Here is a 20,536-nt window from a genome sequence, read left to right as displayed (position 1 = left end):
AGACTCGGCCCCATGCTGCGTTGGTTGACCGCCGGGGAGTCGCACGGGCCTGCGCTGACCGCAGTTCTCGAGGGACTGCCGGCGGGGGTGGAGATCACCCGGGAGCGGGTCTCGGCGGCGTTGGCGAGGCGTCGCCTGGGCTACGGTCGCGGTGCCCGCATGAGCTTCGAGGCCGACCGCCTGGACTTCGTCGGTGGCATGCGGCACGGCTACTCCCTCGGGTCGCCCATCGCGCTGCACATCGCCAACTCCGAATGGTCCAAGTGGGAGAAGGTCATGGGCCCCGAACCCGTGCCCGAGGAGGACCTGGTCCGGGCGGACGACGTCGGCGCGCCCGCAGAGCTGGCCCGCAACAAGGCTCTGACGCGGCCCCGGCCCGGGCATGCTGACCTCGTAGGCATGCAGAAGTACGCCCACCGTGAGGCGCGCCCCATCCTCGAACGGGCCTCGGCCCGGGAGACCGCGGCCCGGGTCGCCCTGGGGTCGGTGGCGGCGGCCTTTCTGGAGCAGGCATGCGACATCGCCCTGGTGTCCCATACGGTCTCGATCGGCACGGCAGGGCTTCCCGGGCCCGGCGCCGACGCGCCGTCGGTGAGCAGCCTCCCCGGACCCCGTGATGTGAACGCGCTCGACGCCGACCCCGTCCGCAGCCTGGACCCCGAGCTGTCAGCTGCGATGGTGGCCGAGGTCGATTCCGCCCGCAAGGACGGGGACACGCTCGGTGGCGTGGTCGAGGTGCTCGCCTGGGGCCTGCCGCCCGGCCTGGGCTCGCACGTGCACTGGGACCGCCGACTCGACAGCCGCCTGGCCGCGGCGCTGATGGGAATCCAGGCGATCAAGGGCGTTGAGATCGGGGAGGGCTTCCGCACCGCGGCTCGCCGCGGCAGCCAGGCCCACGACGAGATCGAGCCGGCTGCTCACGGTGGTGTGACCCGCGCGACCCTGCGCTCCGGGGGTACCGAGGGCGGCATGAGCACCGGTTCGGTGCTGCGCGTGCGTGCGGCCATGAAGCCGATCTCCACCGTGCCACGAGCCTTGGGCACGGTCGACGTCACGACCGGGCAGACGGCGACGGCCATCCATCAGCGCTCGGACGTCTGCGCGGTGCCGGCGGCCGGGGTCGTCGCGGAGGCCATGGTCGCCCTGGTGATCGCCGACGCGGTGCTGGAGAAGTGCGGGGGTGACAGCGTCAGCGAGGTGCGTCGGAACCTGCGCAGCTATCTCGCAGCCATTCCGGAGACGATGGCCGTGCCGGCCGAGGTGGAGGCGCGATGAGTCGAGCGACGGAGCATTCACACGAAGAGGCACGACCCTGGGTGGTGTTGATCGGCCCCCCGGGATCGGGGAAGTCCACCCTCGGGGCCGAGCTCGCGCGGCGCAGCGGCGGGCAGCTCTGGGACACCGATGTTGCCATCGAGGCCGCGCAGGGCCGCTCGATCAGCGACGTCTTCGTCGAAGACGGGGAGGCGTCCTTCCGAGAGATGGAGCGACTCGAGGTGATCCGCGCCCTGTCCGAGCACCGCGATGTGCTTGCTCTGGGGGGCGGCGCGGTGATGACGGCGGACGTGGCGCGGGCACTGGGTCATCCCCGCCACCGCGGGACCGTGGTCTTCCTCGACGTGGGCATCGCGGACGCCGCCTCCAGGGTCGGGTTCGACGTTTCTCGTCCGCTGCTGGTCGTGAACCCGCGGGCGTCATGGAACCGACTGATGAACGCACGGCGCAGCACCTACGAAGAGCTCGCCGACGTCCACGTCGACACTGCGGGTCGTGGGGTCGAGGAGATCGCCGACGAGATCGAGCGTCTCGTCCCCTCGCCGCTGACCGGGCAGGAAGGGTGAGCGGCGGCCAGCCGTTGCGCTCGATCCCGGTATGCCCCGGCGGCACTGTGGGCACGAGGAGCGCCGGCAGCAGCGCAAGCGTGCTCACGGCGGGTGGTGAGTACCACGTACGGGTGGGGTCGGGGGTGCTCGACCGGCTGGGAGACCACCTGCACCCCGGCCGGCGGGTGCTTGTGGTGGCGCAGCCGGGCCGCGACGACCTGGTCGAGCAGGTGCGATCGACCATCGACACCGCCGGCGCGCTCGCCCACCTGGCCCGCGTCCCCGACGCGGAGGCGGCCAAGAACGTGGACGTGCTGTCGGAGCTGTGGGCACAGATGGGGCGGGCGGGCTTCACCCGGGACGACCTCGTGGTCGGCTTGGGAGGGGGAGCGGTGACCGACCTCGCCGGCTTCACGGCCGCCACCTGGCTGCGCGGCGTGGACGTCGTCCACCTGCCGACGTCGCTGCTGGCCGCCGTCGATGCCGCGGTGGGAGGCAAGACGGGGATCAACACCGCGGAGGGCAAGAACCTCGTGGGGGCGTTCCACCACCCGCGTGCGGTGCTGTGCGACCCGGCGTGGATGGCCCGGATGCCACGCGCCGACTATGTGTCCGGTCTGGCCGAGGTGATCAAGTGCGGGCTGATCGCCGACCCGGAGATCCTCACCCGGGTCGAAGCGGACCCCGACGCTGCCGTGGCCGCCGAGCCCGCCCTCGCGGTCGACCTCGTCGCCAGCGCCGTGCAGGTGAAGGCAGACGTCGTCTCCGCCGACCCGAGGGAGGCCTCGCACCGGGAGATCCTCAACTTCGGACATACCTTGGGACACGCCATCGAGCTGGTGGAGGACTACCGGTGGCGGCACGGCGACGCCGTGGCCGTCGGTATGGTGTTCGCTGCCGAGCTCGGGGTCCTGGCGGGACGCACCCCGCCCGATCTGCCCGAGCGCGTGCGCAGCATCCTCACCGCGGTGGGACTGCCCACCACCTACCGTCTGGACCGCTGGGAGGCGCTGCGGACGGCCATGGGCCGGGACAAGAAGGCACGGGGGTCGCGGTTGCGCTTCGTGGTGCTGGAGGATGTCGGCCGGCCCGGTCGACTTCAGGCCCCCGACGAGGACGTCCTGGCTCGGGCCTACGCCGCCCTTGAGCACTAGTGTGACCCCATGTCGCGTTCGGTGCTGGTGATCTCCGGGCCCAACCTCGCCGCGCTGGGCTCGCGCCAGCCCGAGGTGTACGGCACCCAGACCCTGGCCGAGGTACACGACCAGGTGGTGACCGAGGGCGCCGCCCTCGGTCTGGACTGCCAGTGCCGACAGAGCGACGACGAAGCGCAGATCGTGGCCTGGCTGCACGAAGCGGCGGCCGCCGGGTCCGACATCGTGCTGAACCCAGCGGCGTTCACCCACTACTCGTACGCGGTCGCCGATGCGTGCGCCCACGCGAGGAGCCGCGGGTCGCGACTGATCGAGGTGCACCTGTCGAACCCCGCCGCGCGCGAGGGCTTCCGGCAGGTCTCGGTCGTGGCGCCGGTGGCGTCCGGAACGGTGGCCGGTTTCGGCGCACGGTCCTACCTCCTGGCGCTGCAGGCCCTGGCCGGGCCGGAGAGCACGGGGAGGCAGCGCGCGCAGGCGCGTTAGACTCCGTGCCGTCCCTGTGCCCTCACACCCGGCCCACCGCCCGAGTGGAGCCACGGGGACTCTGATGCCCCCAACAGGAGAAACACGTGGCCACGACGAACGACCTCAAGAACGGGCTGGTCCTGAACATGGACCACGGCCTGTGGCAAGTCCTCGACTTCCAGCACGTGAAGCCGGGCAAGGGGCCGGCCTTCGTGCGCACCAAGCTCAAGAACGTGCTCTCGGGCAAGATCGTCGACAAGACCTTCAACGCGGGCACCAAGGTGGAGACCGCCACGGTGGACCGCAGCGACATGCAGTACCTGTACCACGACGGCACCGACTACATCTTCATGGACACCAAGACCTACGAGCAGATCCCGGTCACGCCCGAGGTGATGGGCAGCGCGAGTGACTATCTGCTGGAGAACTCTCAGGTCATGATCGCTCGGCACGAGGGCCAGGTGCTCTACGTCGAGCTGCCGCCGTCGGTGGTCCTGGAGATCGCCCAGACCGACCCCGGGGTGCAGGGAGACCGCTCCACCGGCGGCACGAAGCCGGCCACCCTCGAGACCGGTGCGCAGATCGCGGTGCCGCTCTTCCTGGAGGCGGGCACTCGCGTCAAGGTGGACACCAGGGACGGTTCGTACCTCGGCCGGGTCAACTGAGCTCCGGTGGCCGCCCGCACCAAGGCACGCAAGCGAGCCGTCGAGCTCCTCTACGAGGCTGAGCAGCGCGGCCTGAACATCGGGGAGCTGCTGCGGCAGCGCCTGGAGAACCCGAGTACCCAGCACCCGCTTCCGGACTACACCGCGACCTTGGTCAACGGCGTCCTGTCGCGCTGGGCCGAGATCGCCGAGGTCCTGAGCACGTACAGCCAAGGCTGGCCGGTGGAGCGGATGCCGGCGGTGGATCGTGCGGTGCTGCGGCTGGGCACCTGGGAAGTGGTGTGGAACGACGAGGTGCCGGACGTCGTGGCCATCGCCGAAGCGGTCGATCTGGTGCAGGCCATGTCCACCGATGAGTCGCCCAAGTTCGTCAACGGGCTGCTCGCCCGCATCTCGACGGTCAAGGTCACCTTGGTCTGAGCCCGAGAGTGGTACCGTTCGGGAACCCGTCGCGTATCGTGAAGTGAGTTGCAACATGCGCAACAAAGATCGTCAACAGTTCCTGGTCCGAATGCTGCAGTCGGCACGCTTCGAGGTCTTGCCGACCCCCACCGCGGAGGATTCGGTCGTGGCCGCCCTCGAGCCTGGGAGCACGGTCACCGTGACCGCCTCCCCGGCTCAGGGCATCGAGGCCACCGTCGACCTGGCCATCCGCCTGGCGGCCCACGGCTATGACGCTGTTCCCCACCTGGCAGCGAGGATGGTCTCCGGCCGGGCTGAGCTCTCCGACCTCGTGGGGCGCTTGCACCAGGCCGGGGTCGGAACCGTCTTCGTCCCCGGGGGGGATCAGCAGCCGCCAGCAGGCGACTACGGTTGCGCCCTGGACCTGCTGCAGGACCTCACCGCGATGGGGCACCCGGCGATGACCGTCGGCATCACCGGCTACCCGGAGCCCCACCCGAGCATCAGTGACGACCTGACGGTGCAGTCGATGTGGGACAAGCGCAAGCACGCCTCCCATGTGGTGAGCAACCTGACCTTCGACCCGCAGCAGGTGCATCGCTGGATCACACGGATGCGTGCTCGGGGGATCACCCTGCCCGTGCTGCTCGGGGTGCCGGGACCCATCGACCGGGCCAAGCTGCTCACCATGGCCACGAGGATCGGCGTGGGGGATTCCACCCGCTTCCTGAGCAAGCACAAGAGCATCATGACCCGCCTGGCCGCGCCGGGCGGCTTCACCGGCGAGCGCTTCCTGCAGGGGTGTGCTCAGACGATGGCCGCACCCGAGGCGCGGGTGACCGGGATCCACCTCTACACCTTCAACCAGGTGGCGGCGACCGAGCGGTGGCGTCGGGACTTCCTGGCCCGCCTGGGTGCGGGCGTGCAGCAGCCCGCGGCGGCGACGGACTAGGCCACTCCCCGAGCCTGGGCGGGCGCCTGCAGCAACGAGGCCAGACGCGCGCCCTCGTCCGCCAACAGTCGCCCCAGCTGGGGAATCTGCTCCTGCAACCGGACGGTGGGCCCGGAGACGCCCAGCGAGGCGATCACCGAGCCTTCCAGGCCGGCCACCGGTGCGGCCAGCCCCGACAGGCCGACCTCCAGCTCGTCGCAGGAGACGGAGTAACCGCGAGCTCGCACCTCGCCGAGCTCCCGGACCAGCTGTTCCCGTGTGCGTGTCTCTTCGGTCAGCTTCTCGAGCCGGCCTGGCGGGACCTTGATGGCGCCGAAAGCGCACAGGACCTTGCCCAGCGAGCTGCAGTGCACCGGCACCTCGACCTCGTTCCAGTCCCGGGCGCGCAACAGGTAGGTGGACTCGACCTGGGCGATGTAGAACACGTTGTCGGACCGCGCGACGCCGAGGTGCACCGTCTCCCCGCATGCTGCGGAGACCGACTGCAGCACCGGCTCGGCGAGCCGCGCCACCTGAGGCCATGGGTCGTGCAGGGCCGCGTAGAGGGCGAAGAGCTGCCCCCCCACGTAGCCGTCGACGGTGCGCTCGAGCAGCTCCGTCCGCTCCAGCGCGCTCAGCAGCCGTGAGGCGGTAGACCGGGCCAGCCCGGTGGCCTCGGCCAGCTCGCTCGTGGTCAGCGGGCGGTCGGAGTGGATGACCAGGTCGATCAGCCTGGCCGCACGGTCGACGGCCTGGGTGCCGGCGCCGGGCGAGGTCGGAGAGGCCAGACCTGGCGCACCGGCGGTCATGTCGCGTGATCTCCTTCGATGAGGTCTGATCGGGTCGAGTCAGGTCGGGCAGGTGCGTGAGCGGCTTGCGTCCGCTGCAGACTCAGCCACCTCAGCACGCCCCGGTGTCAGTTATTGTGCTTGAGTCGAGGCGAGAAGTCGAGCCGTGCGTTGCGCTATTCGAGACACAATGTGTCATACGCAACGCTCGATGCGCTAACGTGCCCCCATGAGTGACTCCAACGGCTCGGCGGGCGTGCAGTCCGTCGACCGCGCTCTGTCCGTGTTGAGCATACTGTCGCGGGCAGGCGAGGCGGGCGTGAGCGACATCGCGCGAGAGCTGGGGGTGCACAAGAGCACGGTCTTCCGCCTTGTAGCGACCCTCGAAGCGCATGACATGGTCGAGCAGCACTCCGACCGCGGAAAGTACCGACTGGGGGTCGGGGTGCTGCGCCTGGCGGGGGCCACCAGTGCCCGGCTGGACGTGGTGCAGGAGGCTCGACCGATCGCCCGCGACCTCGCGACCAGCACCGGGGAGACGGTGAACCTGGCCATCCTGGCCGAGACCTCGGCCCTCTACGTGGACCAGGTGGCCGGCTCCTCCTCGCTGCAACCGCACAACTGGGTGGGTCAGCACATCCCACTGCACGCCACGTCGAACGGGAAGGTCCTGCTCAGTGAGCTGAGCGAGGCGGACTGTACGCAGCGGCTGCCCCGGCTCACCTCGTACACGCCGACCACCATCACCTCCCGCGCGCAACTGCGGGACGAGCTCGCCCGGGCGCGCAAGCTCGGGTATGCCCTCGCGGTGGACGAGCTGGAGATCGGGCTGACGGCTGTCGCCGCGCCCATCCGGGACGCGCACGGTGAGGTCGTGGCCTCCCTCAGCGTCTCGGGGCCTACCTTCCGGATCGAAGCCGAGCGCATCGAAGAGGTCCTGCCGTTGCTAATGACGGCGGCCTCGACGGTCTCCGGGCGCCTCGGAGCCGCGGCTCCCGCGTGACGCGCAAGCCGGGGTGGCCACCTGCCACGAAGCCGGGCCGTCCACCTGCCGCCCAGCCGGGGCACTCCCGGGGCTGTCCCATCAGGGCAGCATCGACCGCGCTGTGTCCTGCCGCGACGCGGCGCCTCCGAGAGTTGACAGCACACCATGCCGGTCTAGTATTGCGTTGTGCCGTATAGCGCACCGCAATGCGTATAACGCAACACTTCTCCACTGAAGGGGGGCCTCATGGCCTCGGTACCGGAATCTGCTGGCGTGGTCGTGATCGGGGCCGGAATCGTCGGCAACAGCCTCGTGCATCACCTGGCTCGCCTCGGCTGGCGTGACATCGTCCAGATCGACAAGGGCCCCCTGCCCAACCCCGGCGGCTCGACCGGTCACGCGTCGAACTTCATCTTCCCCGTCGACCACTCTCGCGAGATCACCGACCTCACGCTGGACAGCATGGAGCAGTACGACGAGATGGGCGTCATGATCCAGCCCGGCGGCTTCGAGGTCGCGCGCACCGAGGAGAGGATGGAGGAGCTGCGCCGCCGGATGTCGTCGGCCAAGGCGTGGGGGATCGAGTCCGAGCTGGTCACCCCTGAGCAGGTCGTGGAGAAGGTGCCCTACCTCGACCCCGAGCAGATCGTCGGTGCGTTCTGGACTCCCACCGTCGGGGTCGTGGACTCGCTGCGGGCCGGGACGATCATGCGCGAGCGGGCCATGGAGACCGGCGCGCTCACCGTTGTCCCGACCGTCGAGGTCACCGGCCTGAGCACGCACGAGGGTCGGATCACCGGGGTCGAGACGACCGGGGGCACCATCTCCGCGGACACGGTGGTCATCGCGTGCGGGGTGTGGAGCCCGAAGATCGGTGACATGGCGGGCGCCAGGATCCCGCTCTCGCCGATGGTGCACCAGCTGATCTCGGTCGGCCCGGTGCCGCTGCTGACCGAGCAGGAAGGTGAGATCAGCTACCCGATCATCCGCGACATGGACGCCCTGTGCTACGAGCGTCAGCACGGCGCCGACATGGAGGTCGGCTCCTACGCCCACCGCTCGATCATCCACGAGCCCGAGGACATCCCCTCGATCGAGGCATCCAAGCTCTCACCCACCGAGATGCCGTTCACGGCCGACGACTTCGACCCCCAGCTGGAGCAGGCCTTCGAGCTCATGCCCGACCTGTTGGGCGCCGAGGGCGCGGAGATCCGCTACGCGATCAACGGTCTGCTGTCGTTGACCCCGGACGGCGCGCCCGTCCTCGGCGAGACACCCGAGGTCAAGGGACTGTGGTCGGCCGCAGCGGTGTGGATCAAGGAAGGACCCGGCGTCGGGCGCGCCGTGGCCGAGTGGATGACGCACGGACACAGCGAGATCGACCTGGCCGGCTCCGACATCGCCCGGTTCCACCCGCACCAGCGCACACGCAACCACACGCGGGCCCGCACCAGCGAGGCCTTCATCAAGACCTACGGCATCGTCCACCCGGGCGAGCAGTACGAGTCCGACCGCAACCTGCGTCTGTCGCCCATGCACGCGAGGCAGCAAGAGCTGGGTGCCGTCTTCGTCGAGGCTGCCGGCTGGGAACGGCCCCACTGGTACGAGTCCAACTCCGCGCTGCTCGAGGAGTTCGGCGATGCGGTGATGCCGCGCGAGCACGAGTGGGACTCGCGGTGGTGGTCCCCGATCATCAACGCCGAGCACCTCGCGATGCGCGAGCGGGCCGGGGTCATCGACCTGTCGGCCTTCTGCCTCTTCGACGTGGTGGGCCCGGGGGCGCTCGACGCGGTCCAGTCCGTCATCGTCTCGCAGGCCGACCTGCCGGTGGGACGGGTCATCTACACGCCGGTGCTGGACGACAAGGGTGGCTTCGTGTCCGACCTGACCGTGATGCGACTGGCTCACGATCGCTTCCGGGTGGTCACCGGCGGTGCCCACGGCATGGTGGACCTCAAGTGGTTCGCCGACCGGATGCCGGCCGACGGCAGCGCCGCCGTGGTCGACCTGACCTCCTCCTGGACCACGATCGGCATCTGGGGCCCGAAGGCGCGCGCCATCCTGGCCTCGCTGACCAGCGGCGACGTGAGCCACGAGGGCTTCAGGTTCGCCACCTGCCGCGAGCTCGAGCTGGGCTCGCTGACGGTGCTGGCCTCGCGCATCTCCTACGTGGGCGAGCTCGGCTGGGAGCTGTACGTGCCGATCGAGCAGGGTGCCCGGTTGTGGGACCTGCTGCTCGAGGCCGGTGCTCCGCACGGTGCGGTGCCTGTCGGCGTGGGTGTCTACAGCACGACCGGACGCATCGAGAAGGGTTACCGCGCGTTCGGCGCGGAGCTGGACTCCGAGCGCTCGATCGTGCAGGCCGGGATGCAGCGCCCCAAGGTCAAGGAGGCCGAGTTCGTCGGCCGCGCGGCCTACCTCAAGCAGCGCGAGGAGGAGCCCCCCTCGGTGCTGTGCACTCTCACCGTGGAGGACCACACCTCGGCCTCGGGCATGAAGCGCTACATGTTGGGTGGCGAGCCCATCCTGAGCAAGGAGGGCGAGCTGCTGACGGACGCCGAAGGCCACCACCCGTACGTGACCAGCGCCGGCTCGGCGCCGTCCCTGGGCAAGCACGTGCTAATGGCGTACCTGCCCCGCGAGCAGGCCGAGATCGACACCGAGCTGACGGTCTCGTACATGGAGGAGCTGTACCCCGTGCGGGTCGGCTCCGTCGACGCGACCTCCCTGTTCGACCCCGAGAACGAGCGGATCAGGAGCGCCTCATGAGCGACGTGCTGGTGTGTATCAAACGTGTCCCCGACACCGGGGGCGAGGTCAGCCTGGACGAAGACGGCATGAACATCGACATCGCCCACCTGGGCGCGACGGTCAGCCCGCACGAGGAGGCTGCGATCGAGCTGGCCGTGCAGCAGGCCGGAGCCACCGACGGTGAGGTCACGGTGCTCTCCCTCGGTGACGACAACGCCGTCGAGCAGCTGCGCGACGCGGTGGCGCTGGGATGTACGAACGCGGTCCTCGTTGAGGCCACGCCGGCCAGGTTCGGCCCCCGCGACATCGCGCTCGCCATCGCCGACGTGGTGCGCTCCCACGAGGAGCAGGGGCGGTCCTACGACCTCATCCTGCTCGGCAACGACGCCGCGGACACCGGCGACTTCCAGGTGGGTGTGCGGCTGGGGTATGCGCTGGAGCGTCCCGTGGTCACCGGCATCTCGACCGTCGAGCTGAGGGACGGCCACGTCGTCGCCACGGGCGACAGTCCGACCGGCGGCAACCAGGTCTACGAGATCGCCCTTCCCGCGGTGGTCACGGTCATGGAGGGCGGCGTCGAACCCCGCTACCCGAGCATCCCGGGACGGATGAAGGCCAAGCGGGCCAAGATCGAGACCGTCGAGCCCGAGCGTGAGCCCGACGGGTCCGGGCGGGTCCGGCTGGTCCTGCCGCCCGCCCCGTCGAGCCAGGTGAGGGTGCTCGGGGAGGGGCCGGAAGCGGCCCCCGCCGTCGCCGACCTGCTACAAGAGCTAGGAGTCCTGCGATGAGTGTGCTGGTCTGGGTCGAGGTCGTCGAGGGCGAGGTCAGCGAGGTCTCGCAGGAGACGTTGACCTTCGCGCGTGGTCTGGGTGAGGAGCTCCACGCGGTGGTCGTGGGTTCGGTCGACGAGCTCGCCGAGCCGCTGAGCCAGTTCGGGGTGTCGACCATCCACCAGGTCGACGACTCGGATGCGGCGTTCGCCGCCTACGCCCCGGGGGCGTGGTCGGCGGCAGTGCTGGCGGCGTCGCGGGCCTGCGACACGTCGGTCGTCCTGGCGCCGGGCTCGCCCCGCGGCAACGAGCTGATGGCGCACGTCGCCGCGCGCGCGGACGTGCTCATGGCGGCGAACGCGGTCAACGTCGAGAGCCGGGAGCCGCTGCTGGTGAGCCGCCAGGTGTTCGGCGGCACCGCCTTCGAGGTGATGTCTCTCTCCGAGGATCTCGCGGTGCTCAGCGTGGCGGGCCACGCCTGCAGCGCCGAGCCGGCCGACGAGCCTGCTTCTGCGCAGGTGCAGGCCTTGGAGGTCAGCACGACCCCCGCCGACATCGCCGTCCAGGTGGCACGGACCGAGCCCGGTGCGCCGGACGAGTCCGGGTCGCTGAAGTCGGCCAAGGTCGTGATCGGCGCCGGCCGTGGTGTCGGCAGCTCCGACGGGTTCGAGGAGCTGCTGGAGATGACCGACCTGCTGCACGGCTCCCTCGGCGTCTCGCGGGTGGTGACCAGCCTGGGCTGGCGGCCACACCACGAGCAGGTCGGCCAGACCGGATCCCGGATCAGCCCCGACCTGTACGTCCCGTGCGGGATCAGCGGCGCCATCCAGCACTGGGCCGGATGCTCCAGCGCCAAGACGATCCTGGCCATCAACAACGACCCCGATGCGCCGATGGTGACCCGGGCGCACTACGCCGTGATCGGGGACCTGCACGAGATCGTGCCGGCCATCAACGAGGAGATCAGGCGTCGCGTCGCCGGCTAGGTCGCCGGGGTAGGGTGAGGCCAGTCAATCCTTTAACCACCGTCCAGTGAGGCGGGGAAGGAGCGTGGGGCCTCGATGAACGACGCCTTGCCCGGTCGGATGGTACTGAGCGGTCCTGACATGGCGCGTGCGCTGCGCCGGGTGGGACACGAGGTGCTGGAGGCGAACAAGGGTTCCGCCGACCTCGTCCTTCTCGGCATCCCCAGTCGCGGCGTCCCCCTGGCCCATCGCCTCGCGCAGACCATGGCCGAGGTGGAGGGCGAGCACGTGCCGTGCGGCGCCCTGGACATCACCATGTACCGCGACGACCTCCGCCGACAGCCGGTGCGTCACGTCGAGCCCACCTCACTGCCCCCAGGCGGCGTCGAGGGGAAGGTCGTCGTGCTGGTCGACGACGTGCTCTACTCCGGCCGGACGGTGCGTGCGGCCCTCGACGCCCTGGCCGACTACGGCCGGCCCCAGAGCGTCCGGCTGGCCGTGATGGTCGACCGCGGACACCGTGAGCTGCCCATCCGTGCTGACTACGTGGGCAAGAACCTACCGACGGCCAAGACCGAACGGGTCTGGGTGCGACTGGCGGAGGTCGACGGTCACGACGAGGTGCGCATCGCCCAGGAGGCCGGCTCGTGAAGCACCTGCTGTCGATGGCGGACCTCTCGCGGGAGGAGATCCTGGCCATCCTGGACACCGCGGCCACCATGCACGAGGTGCAGCACCGCGAGGTCAAGAAGCTGCCGACGCTGCGGGGCCGGACCATCATCAACTTCTTCTTCGAGGACTCCACCCGGACCCGGAGCAGCTTCGAGCTGGCCGGCAAGTGGATGTCGGCCGACACCATCAACCTCACCGGCAAGGGCACGTCGGTGTCCAAGGGGGAGAGTCTGCGCGACACGGTCAAGACCATCGACGCCATGGGGGTGGACATGATGGTCATCCGGCACATGGCCTCCGGGGCACCGGCGACCATCGCGCAGTGGACCAACTGCTCCATCGTCAACGCCGGAGACGGGACGCACGAACACCCCAGCCAGGCCCTGCTCGACGCGTACACGATGCGAGCCCGGCTCGGGGACCTCGAGGGCCGGCACGTGGCCCTGGTGGGTGACCTGGCGCACTCCCGGGTGCTGCGCTCCAACCTGATCTGCCTGCGCACCCTCGGCGCGCGGGTGACCCTGGTGGCCCCACCCACGCTCATGCCCAGTGGCATCGGGCCGTGGTCGGAGGGCGACGGCTTCGCCACCTCCTACGACCTCGACGACGTGCTGCCGAGCGTCGACGCCGTGATGATGCTGCGCGTGCAGCGCGAGCGGATGAGCGGAGGGTACTTCCCGACGGCGCGGGAGTACGCCGTCACCTACGGCCTCACCACCGCTCGGCTCGCCGCCCTCCCCGGGCACGCGGTCATCGCCCACCCCGGGCCGATGAACCGCGGTCTGGAGATCTCCGGAGAGGCCGCCGACGCCGCGCAGTCACTGGTGCTCGAGCAGGTCTCGGCCGGGGTGGCGGTGCGGATGTCGATCCTGTACCACCTGTTGTCCGGAGAGGCGATGAGCGCATGAACGAGCCGCACCGTCCCGCAGCGGACCTGCTCGTGACCGGGGCCGACCTCGCGGGATCCGGGCGCGGAGACCTCCTCGTCTCCGGTTCCCGGATCCGCGCCGTGGGCCCGGAGGCCACCGAGGCCGCGGAGGGCATGGGCGAGGGGCTGGCCCGGCTGGACGCCGACGGGATGGTGGCGCTGCCCGGTCTGGTGGACCTGCACACGCACCTGCGCGAGCCGGGCCGCGAAGACAGCGAGACCATCGCCTCGGGCTCCCGGGCCGCTGCGGTGGGCGGCTTCACCGCGGTCCACGCGATGGCCAACACCACCCCCGTGACGGACACCGCCGAAGCCGCGGAGCGCGTGTACGACCTGGGACGACGGGCCGGATACGTGGACGTGCTGCCGGTCGGGGCGGTGTCCAAGGGCCTGGCCGGAGGCGAGCTCGCCGAGCTGGGGCTCATGGCCCGCAGCCGGGCCCGCGTGCGCCTGTTCTCCGACGACGGCAAGTGCGTCCACGACGCCCGGCTGATGCGCCGGGCGCTGGAGTACGTGCGTGCCTTCGGCGGCGTGGTCTCCCAGCACGCGCAGGATCCCCAGCTGGCCGGCCCCTCCGCCTGCGCCCACGAGGGGGAGCTGTCCGGGCGGCTCGGGCTGCCCGGGTGGCCGGCGGTGGCCGAGGAGTCGATCGTGGCCCGGGACGTCATGCTGGCCCGGCATACCGGCTCCCGGGTGCACATCGCGCACGTGTCCACCGCCGGCAGCGTGGAGGTCATCCGGTGGGCCAAGGCGCAGGGCATCGCCGTCACCGCGGAGGTGACCCCGCACCACCTCATGCTCGACTGCGAGCTGCTGAGCACCTACGACCCGGTGTACAAGGTCAACCCCCCGCTGCGGCCCTCCAGCGACGTGCAGGCGCTGCGTGGTGCGCTCGCCGACGGCACCATCGACGTCGTGGCGACGGACCATGCACCGCACGTGCGGGCGGACAAGGAGCACGCCTACGCCGACGCCGCCTTCGGGATGCTCGGCCTGGAGCAGGCCCTCTCGGTGGTCAGCACGGCCATGGTGCAGACGGGCATGATGGGCTGGGCCGACGTGGCCAGGGTCATGTCCATCGCACCCGCGGCCATCGCAGGTCTACCCGAGCACGGCCAGCCCCTTCAGCCGGGCGCACCGGCGACGCTCACGCTGGTGGACCCGACGCGCCCGGTAGTGGTGGACGCGGCTCACTCACAGTCACTGTCCCGCAACAACCCCTGGCACGGTCGTCCGCTGACCGGCGCTGTCCACCTGACCATGCTCCGGGGGCTGGTGACAGCCCGCGAGGGTCTGGCCTGGGGAGCCCAGTCGTGACCGGCACGACCCCGCCGGACCGCACCCGAGCCGTGCTGGTGCTCGAGGACGGCCGCGTCTTCACCGGTCGCTCCTACGGGGCCGTCGGCAGCACGATCGGCGAGGCCGTGTTCAGCACCGGGATGACGGGCTACCAGGAGACGCTGACCGACCCCAGCTACCACCGCCAGGTGGTGGTGATGACCGCGCCGCACATCGGGAACACCGGCGTCAACAGCGGCGACATGGAGAGTAAGCAGATCTGGGTCGCGGGGTTCGTGGTACGCGACCCCGCCATCCGCCCCTCGAACTGGCGCTCGCAAGGAGACCTGGAGCAGGCGCTGGCCGACCACGGGGTGGTGGGGATCTGTGAGCTCGACACCCGGGCGCTCACGCGGCACCTGCGGGATCGCGGCGCGATGCGTGTGGGCATCTTCTCCGGTGGTGCGGCCGAAGCCGGGACCGATGCCTTGGAGCACGCGGTGCAGCAGGCGCCGCGCATGGCCGGGCAGGCTCTGGCCGCCGAGGTCTCCACGCGGGAGGCGTACCTGGTGCCCGCGGCCGGGCCCCCCTCGGGCGAGGGATCTGCCCTGCCGAAGCTGACCGTGGCCGCCTTGGACCTCGGGATCAAGGGGATGACGCCCGCCCTGCTGTCCCGGCGGGGCATCGACGTGCACGTGCTCCCGTCCCGCAGCACCTTCACCGACGTGATGGCCGTGCGGCCCGACGGGGTGTTCTTCTCCAACGGCCCCGGTGACCCCGCTACTGCGGACGCCGAGGTCGCTCTGCTGCAGGAGGTGCTGCAGGCGAGGGTGCCGTTCTTCGGCATCTGCTTCGGCAACCAGCTGCTGGCCCGGGCGCTCGGGTTGGAGACCTACAAGCTGGCCTTCGGGCACCGGGGCATCAACCAGCCGGTGCTGGACCGCGCGACCGGCAAGGTCGAGGTGACCAGCCACAACCACGGCTTCGCCGTCGACTGGCCGGGCGAGGTCGACGAGCCGGTGAGCACCCCCTACGGCTCGGTCGTGGTCTCCCACGTGGCGCTCAACGACGGGGTGGTGGAGGGGCTGTCGTGCCTGGACCGTCCCGCGTTCTCCGTGCAGTACCACCCCGAGGCCGCGGCGGGCCCCCGCGACGCGGCCTACCTGTTCGACAGGTTCACCTCGATGTTGCGCGAGCACCAGACCCGACCCGACCAGGAGGCCGGCCGTGCCGAGACGTGAGGACGTCACCAGTGTGCTGGTGATCGGCTCGGGGCCGATTGTGATCGGCCAGGCGGCCGAGTTCGACTACTCCGGGACGCAGGCCTGCCGCGTCCTGCGGGAGGAGGGTGTGCGGGTCGTCCTGGTCAACTCCAACCCGGCGACCATCATGACCGACCCGGGGGTGGCCGACGCGACCTACGTGGAGCCGATCACCCCCGAGATCGTCGAGGCGATCATCGCCAAGGAGCGCCCGGACGCCGTGCTGGCCACCCTGGGCGGTCAGACCGCCCTGAACACCGCGATCGCCTTGGACGAGGCCGGGGTGCTGGCCCGGTACGAATGTCCTCTGATCGGCGCCAACGTGGCGGCGATCCAGCTCGGCGAGGACCGGCAGGCCTTCAAGGGCGTGGTGAAGCGGTGCGGAGCGGACGTGGCGCGCAGCGCCATCTGCCACAGCATGGACGAGGTCCTGGCTGCGGCCGAGGAGCTGGGGTACCCCGTCGTCGTCCGTCCCAGCTTCACGATGGGCGGTCTGGGCTCGGGGTTCGCCTTCGACGAGCCGTCCCTGCGGCGGATCGCCGGTGCCGGGCTGCAGGACAGCCCCACCACCGAGGTGCTGCTCGAGGAGTCGATCCTGGGCTGGAAGGAGTACGAGCTCGAGGTGATGCGGGACACGGCCGACAACGTGGTCGTGGTCTGCTCCATCGAGAACCTCGACCCGATGGGGGTACATACCGGCGACTCGATCACCGTGGCGCCCGCGATGACCCTGACCGACCGGGAGTACCAGAACCTTCGCGACATCGGCATCGCCATCATCCGCGAGGTCGGGGTGGACACCGGCGGGTGCAACATCCAGTTCGCCGTGAACCCGGTGGACGGCCGCGTCATCGTGATCGAGATGAACCCCCGGGTCTCCCGTTCCTCGGCCCTGGCGTCGAAGGCCACGGGCTTCCCGATCGCCAAGATCGCCGCCAAGATGGCGCTGGGCTACACCCTGGACGAGGTGCCGAACGACATCACCGGCGCCACTCCGGCCAGCTTCGAGCCCACCCTGGACTACGTCGTGGTCAAGGTGCCCCGCTTCGCGTTCGAGAAGTTCCCGGCCGCCGACGCCACCCTGACCACGACGATGAAGTCGGTCGGGGAGGCCATGGCGATCGGCCGGAGCTTCGCCGAAGCCCTCAACAAGGCACTGCGCTCCACCGAGCAGGCGGGTTCCTCCTTCCATTGGCGACGCGAGGACAGCCCCGGCCCCGAGCAGGCGGACGCTCTGCTGGACCAGTCCCGCACGCCGACCGACGGGCGGCTGGTGCTGGTGCAGCAGGCGTTGCGCGGCGGAGTGAGTGTGGCCCAAGCCCACGACGCCACCGGGATCGACCCGTGGTTCCTGGACCAGATCGCCATGATCAACGAGGTGGCCGAGCAGGTCGGCCGCGGCGGGCAGCGAGGGTCGACGCGACTGGCGCCGGAGGCTCTGCGCCGGGCCAAGCGGGTCGGGCTCTCGGACGCCCAGATCGCCGAGCTGACCGGGATGGCCACCGATGTCGTCCGTGGGGTGCGACACGCGCTGGGCATCCGACCGGTCTACAAGACGGTGGACACCTGCGCCGGGGAGTTCGTCGCGCTCACTCCCTACCACTACTCCAGCTACGACAGCGAGACCGAAGTCGCGCCCCGAGAGCGTCCCGCGGTGCTCATCCTGGGATCCGGTCCGAACCGGATCGGGCAGGGCATCGAGTTCGACTACTCGTGCGTCCACGCCTCGATGGCCTTGCGCGACGCCGGCTTCGACACCGTGATGGTGAACTGCAACCCGGAGACCGTGTCCACCGACTACGACACCTCCAGCCGGCTCTACTTCGAGCCGCTCACCCTGGAGGACGTCCTGGAGGTGGTGCACGCCGAACGGCAGGCCGGGCCGGTGGCCGGCGTCGTCGTGCAGCTCGGAGGGCAGACTCCACTGGGCCTGGCCGCGGCCCTCAAGGCCGAAGGGGTGCCGATCGTGGGTACGCCCCCGGAGTCCATCCACCTGGCCGAGGACCGTGGCGCCTTCGGCCGGGTGCTGGCCCAGACCCAGCTGTCGGCGCCCCGGCACGACACCGCCTACTCCGTCGGCGCGGCGACCGCGATCGCGCAGACCATCGGATACCCGGTCCTGGTGCGGCCCTCCTACGTCCTCGGTGGCCGTGGCATGGAGATCGTCTACGACGAGACCTCGCTGCAGCAGTACGTCTCCCGGGCCGTCGCCGCGGCCCCGGAGCACCCGGTGCTGATCGACCGCTTTCTGGACGAGGCCGTGGAGATCGACGTGGACGGTCTGTACGACGGTCACGAGCTCTTCCTGGGCGGGATCATGGAGCATATCGAGGAGGCCGGGATCCACTCGGGAGACTCGGCGTGCGTGCTCCCGCCCATCACGCTGGGCCGCGAGGAGATGCGGCGGGTCCGCGAGGCCACGACCAGGCTGGCCGAGGCGATCGGCGTGCGAGGTCTGATCAACGTGCAGTTCGCGCTGGCCCAGGACGTGCTCTACGTGCTGGAGGCCAACCCCAGGGCGAGTCGCACCGTGCCGTTCGTGGCCAAGGCCACGGGCATCCCGCTGGCGCGAGCCGCCGCTCGGGTCATGCTGGGCGCGACGATCGAAGACCTCCGGGGCGAGGGATTGCTGCCGGCCGGTGTGGACGGCGCGATGCTGCCACCCCAGGCGCCGGTGAGCGTCAAGGAGGCGATCCTGCCCTTCCGCCGGTTCCGCACCCAGACCGGTCAGGCTGTGGACTCGATCCTCGGGCCCGAGATGCGCTCCACGGGGGAGGTGATGGGCATCGACACCGACTTCGGCACGGCCTTCGCCAAGTCCCAGCTGCGCGCCGGATCGGGCCTGCCCACCAGCGGCGCCGTGTTCGTCTCCGTGGCCAACCGGGACAAGCGCTCGATGATCTTCCCGATCAAGCGCCTCGTCGACCTGGGGTTCGAGGTGCTGGCCACCGCCGGGACGGCAGACGTCCTGCGCCGCAACGGCATCCAGTCCCGCCAAGTGCGCAAGCACAGCCAGGGGCGTGGCCCCGACGGTGAGCCCACCGTCGTCGACCTCATCTCCGGTGGTGAGGTGGCCATGGTGGTCAACACTCCATCCGGACGGGACGCCCGAGCCGACGGCTACGCCATCCGGGCCGCCACGACGAGCCTGGACAAACCCATCATCACCACGGTCCAGCAGCTCGGCGCTGCGGTCCTGGGCATCGAGGCCATGCGTGCCGGTGTCAGTAGCGTCGTCTCGTTGCAGGACCACACCGCGGCCCTGAACCTCTACGGACGCGTGCGCGAGTGACACCGTTCGGCGTCCGCCTCGCCGAGGCGATGAGGCAGTACGGACCTCTCTGCGCCGGGATCGACGCGCACCCCCAGCTGCTCGCCCGGGCCGGGCTGCCCGACACCGTGGAGTCACTGCGCCGCTTCACCGGCACCGTGACCGAGGCCGTCGCCGGGCGGGTCGCGGCCGTCAAGCCACAGTCCGCCTTCTACGAGCGGCACGGCGCCGCCGGGATCGCCGTGCTCGAGACCTTGCTGACGGACCTGGCCTCGGCCCGGACGCTGTCGATCCTCGACGTCAAGCGGGGGGACATCGGCTCGACGATGACCGCCTACGCGCAGGCGTACCTGGCCGAGGGTGCACCGTTGGCGGCCGATGCCGTGACGCTCAGCCCCTACCTCGGGTTCGGGTCGCTGGCCCCAGCGCTCGACGAGGCGCAGGAGTCCGGGCGCGGAGTGTTCGTGCTGGCGCTGACCTCCAACCCCGAGGGTGCCCAGGTGCAGCACCGCGGCGACCCCCCGGTGGCGGCCGACATCCTGGCCCAGGTCGCCGAGCGGAATGCGGCGGCGCCGTCGGGCCGTCCATCGCTGGGCAGTGTGGGCGTCGTCGTGGGAGCGAACCTCGGGCCCACGCTCATCCAGCTGGGGCTGGCCGAGAGTCTGGGCGCCTGCGGGGGCCCGATCCTGGCCCCCGGAGTGGGTGCCCAGGGCGCCACGCCGGCTGACCTCGCTGCCGGCTTCGGCAGCAGCGCTGACCGGGTCCTCGCCCCGGTCAGCCGCGGTCTGCTCGATGCCGGCCTCGACGCCACAAGGGTGCGTGAGCGGTGTCACAGGCTCAACCAAGAACTTCGCGAATCTCTCTACCGGTGAGGCAATCCGGCCCTCCCGCCGCGCCGAACACCACCCCACAGCCGCTGCGGTCGCGCACCGGTGTCGCACCCCGCATGCTAGGGCTTGGCAGTCGCCGGTCCAGTCGATAAGTTCGGCCAGAGGCACGTGAGCCTGGGGCGGCTTCTGTGGCGGGTGCGTCTCCCGCACCGGCTGGACGGCACGAGACAGCAGCACGCTTTGCTGCGATGGACACGAGGAGATCGACAGTGGCACTTCCACAACTGACGCCCGAGCAGCGCGCCGAGGCCCTGGCCAAGGCCGCAGAAGCCCGGCGCGAGCGGGCCGAGGTGAAGAACCGGCTCAAGCACTCGCAGGGGTCGCTCAAGGGAGTCATCGCCATGGGCAAAGACAACGACGTGGTCGGGAAGATGAAGGTCTCCGCGCTCCTCGAGTCGCTGCCGGGCGTGGGCCAGGTGCGGGCCCGCCAGATCATGGACGAGATCGGGATCTCACAGAGCCGCCGGGTGCGTGGCCTGGGGGCCAACCAGACCGAGAAGCTGTTGGCGCGCTTCGACGCCTCCTAGCCGCAGGCT

General features: G+C 70.5%; 19 protein-coding genes. 18 read left to right on the top strand and 1 reads right to left on the bottom strand.

All coding sequences use genetic code 11. From position 1 onward, the window contains the following. Nucleotides 1-12: 12 nt before the first annotated feature. The 7 genes from aroC (at nucleotide 13) to VJ976_RS05830 (ending at nucleotide 5,461) form a co-directional block, all read left to right on the top strand. Nucleotides 13-1,275, top strand: a complete 1,263-nt coding sequence (gene aroC, locus VJ976_RS05860; protein ID WP_324099176.1) for a chorismate synthase — start codon at nucleotides 13-15, stop codon at nucleotides 1,273-1,275. Further along, on the top strand, nucleotides 1,272-1,841 hold the full coding sequence (locus VJ976_RS05855; protein WP_324099175.1) for a shikimate kinase: 570 nt from the start codon (nucleotides 1,272-1,274) through the stop codon (nucleotides 1,839-1,841). The genes aroC and VJ976_RS05855 overlap by 4 nt, the downstream gene beginning before the upstream one ends. Then, the gene (gene aroB, locus VJ976_RS05850; protein ID WP_324099174.1) at nucleotides 1,838-2,977 is read left to right on the top strand and encodes a 3-dehydroquinate synthase; all 1,140 of its coding nucleotides are present in this window, start codon (nucleotides 1,838-1,840) and stop codon (nucleotides 2,975-2,977) included. The genes VJ976_RS05855 and aroB overlap by 4 nt, the downstream gene beginning before the upstream one ends. Nucleotides 2,978-2,986: 9 nt before the next feature. Beyond that, nucleotides 2,987-3,460, top strand: a complete 474-nt coding sequence (locus VJ976_RS05845; RefSeq protein WP_324099173.1) for a type II 3-dehydroquinate dehydratase — start codon at nucleotides 2,987-2,989, stop codon at nucleotides 3,458-3,460. Between the two features lie 86 nt (nucleotides 3,461-3,546). Beyond that, entirely contained in the window at nucleotides 3,547-4,107 is a 561-nt protein-coding gene (gene efp / locus VJ976_RS05840) for an elongation factor P (protein WP_324099172.1), read from the top strand. A 6-nt stretch (nucleotides 4,108-4,113) separates the two neighbouring features. Continuing rightward, nucleotides 4,114-4,527: a transcription antitermination factor NusB gene (gene nusB / locus VJ976_RS05835; protein ID WP_324099171.1), complete on the top strand. Its 414-nt coding sequence runs from the start codon at nucleotides 4,114-4,116 to the stop codon at nucleotides 4,525-4,527. A 55-nt stretch (nucleotides 4,528-4,582) separates the two neighbouring features. Then, a complete protein-coding gene (locus VJ976_RS05830) occupies nucleotides 4,583-5,461 on the top strand; it encodes a methylenetetrahydrofolate reductase (protein WP_324099170.1) in 879 nt (292 codons plus the stop codon). Here VJ976_RS05830 and VJ976_RS05825 read toward each other — a convergent pair. Then, complete coding sequence (locus tag VJ976_RS05825) at nucleotides 5,458-6,249, bottom strand: IclR family transcriptional regulator (RefSeq protein WP_324099169.1); 792 nt, start codon at nucleotides 6,247-6,249, stop codon at nucleotides 5,458-5,460. The genes VJ976_RS05830 and VJ976_RS05825 overlap by 4 nt on opposite strands. 208 nt (nucleotides 6,250-6,457) lie before the next feature. On the opposite strand from VJ976_RS05825, the gene VJ976_RS05820 reads away from it, so the two are divergent. The 11 genes from VJ976_RS05820 (at nucleotide 6,458) to mihF (ending at nucleotide 20,527) form a co-directional block, all read left to right on the top strand. Further along, entirely contained in the window at nucleotides 6,458-7,231 is a 774-nt protein-coding gene (locus VJ976_RS05820; protein ID WP_324099168.1) for an IclR family transcriptional regulator, read from the top strand. 228 nt (nucleotides 7,232-7,459) lie between these two features. After that, complete coding sequence (locus tag VJ976_RS05815; protein ID WP_324099167.1) at nucleotides 7,460-9,982, top strand: FAD-dependent oxidoreductase; 2,523 nt, start codon at nucleotides 7,460-7,462, stop codon at nucleotides 9,980-9,982. Next, nucleotides 9,979-10,752 (top strand): electron transfer flavoprotein subunit beta/FixA family protein, encoded by a 774-nt coding sequence (locus VJ976_RS05810; protein ID WP_324099166.1) that lies wholly within the window; start codon nucleotides 9,979-9,981, stop codon nucleotides 10,750-10,752. Before VJ976_RS05815 ends, VJ976_RS05810 begins: the two co-directional genes overlap by 4 nt. After that, the gene (locus VJ976_RS05805) at nucleotides 10,749-11,720 is read left to right on the top strand and encodes an electron transfer flavoprotein subunit alpha/FixB family protein (RefSeq protein ID WP_324099165.1); all 972 of its coding nucleotides are present in this window, start codon (nucleotides 10,749-10,751) and stop codon (nucleotides 11,718-11,720) included. The genes VJ976_RS05810 and VJ976_RS05805 overlap by 4 nt, the downstream gene beginning before the upstream one ends. 75 nt (nucleotides 11,721-11,795) lie before the next feature. Further along, entirely contained in the window at nucleotides 11,796-12,350 is a 555-nt protein-coding gene (gene pyrR / locus VJ976_RS05800; RefSeq protein WP_324099164.1) for a bifunctional pyr operon transcriptional regulator/uracil phosphoribosyltransferase PyrR, read from the top strand. After that, nucleotides 12,347-13,279 (top strand): aspartate carbamoyltransferase catalytic subunit, encoded by a 933-nt coding sequence (locus tag VJ976_RS05795; protein WP_324099163.1) that lies wholly within the window; start codon nucleotides 12,347-12,349, stop codon nucleotides 13,277-13,279. The genes pyrR and VJ976_RS05795 overlap by 4 nt, the downstream gene beginning before the upstream one ends. Then, a complete protein-coding gene (locus VJ976_RS05790) occupies nucleotides 13,276-14,616 on the top strand; it encodes a dihydroorotase (protein ID WP_324099162.1) in 1,341 nt (446 codons plus the stop codon). Before VJ976_RS05795 ends, VJ976_RS05790 begins: the two co-directional genes overlap by 4 nt. Next, the gene (carA, locus tag VJ976_RS05785) at nucleotides 14,613-15,818 is read left to right on the top strand and encodes a glutamine-hydrolyzing carbamoyl-phosphate synthase small subunit (protein WP_324099161.1); all 1,206 of its coding nucleotides are present in this window, start codon (nucleotides 14,613-14,615) and stop codon (nucleotides 15,816-15,818) included. Before VJ976_RS05790 ends, carA begins: the two co-directional genes overlap by 4 nt. Next, on the top strand, nucleotides 15,805-19,131 hold the full coding sequence (gene carB / locus VJ976_RS05780; RefSeq protein ID WP_324099160.1) for a carbamoyl-phosphate synthase large subunit: 3,327 nt from the start codon (nucleotides 15,805-15,807) through the stop codon (nucleotides 19,129-19,131). Before carA ends, carB begins: the two co-directional genes overlap by 14 nt. After that, nucleotides 19,128-19,982: an orotidine-5'-phosphate decarboxylase gene (gene pyrF, locus VJ976_RS05775; RefSeq protein WP_324099159.1), complete on the top strand. Its 855-nt coding sequence runs from the start codon at nucleotides 19,128-19,130 to the stop codon at nucleotides 19,980-19,982. The genes carB and pyrF overlap by 4 nt, the downstream gene beginning before the upstream one ends. Nucleotides 19,983-20,209: 227 nt before the next feature. Beyond that, nucleotides 20,210-20,527, top strand: a complete 318-nt coding sequence (gene mihF, locus VJ976_RS05770; RefSeq protein ID WP_324099158.1) for an integration host factor, actinobacterial type — start codon at nucleotides 20,210-20,212, stop codon at nucleotides 20,525-20,527. Nucleotides 20,528-20,536 lie beyond the last annotated feature (9 nt).

The organism is Ornithinimicrobium sp., from assembly GCF_035267225.1.
Lineage (GTDB): Bacteria > Actinomycetota > Actinomycetes > Actinomycetales > Dermatophilaceae > Ornithinicoccus.
The sequence above is the reverse complement of the archived record's forward strand: the minus strand, read 5'-3'. Positions and strand labels throughout refer to the sequence as shown.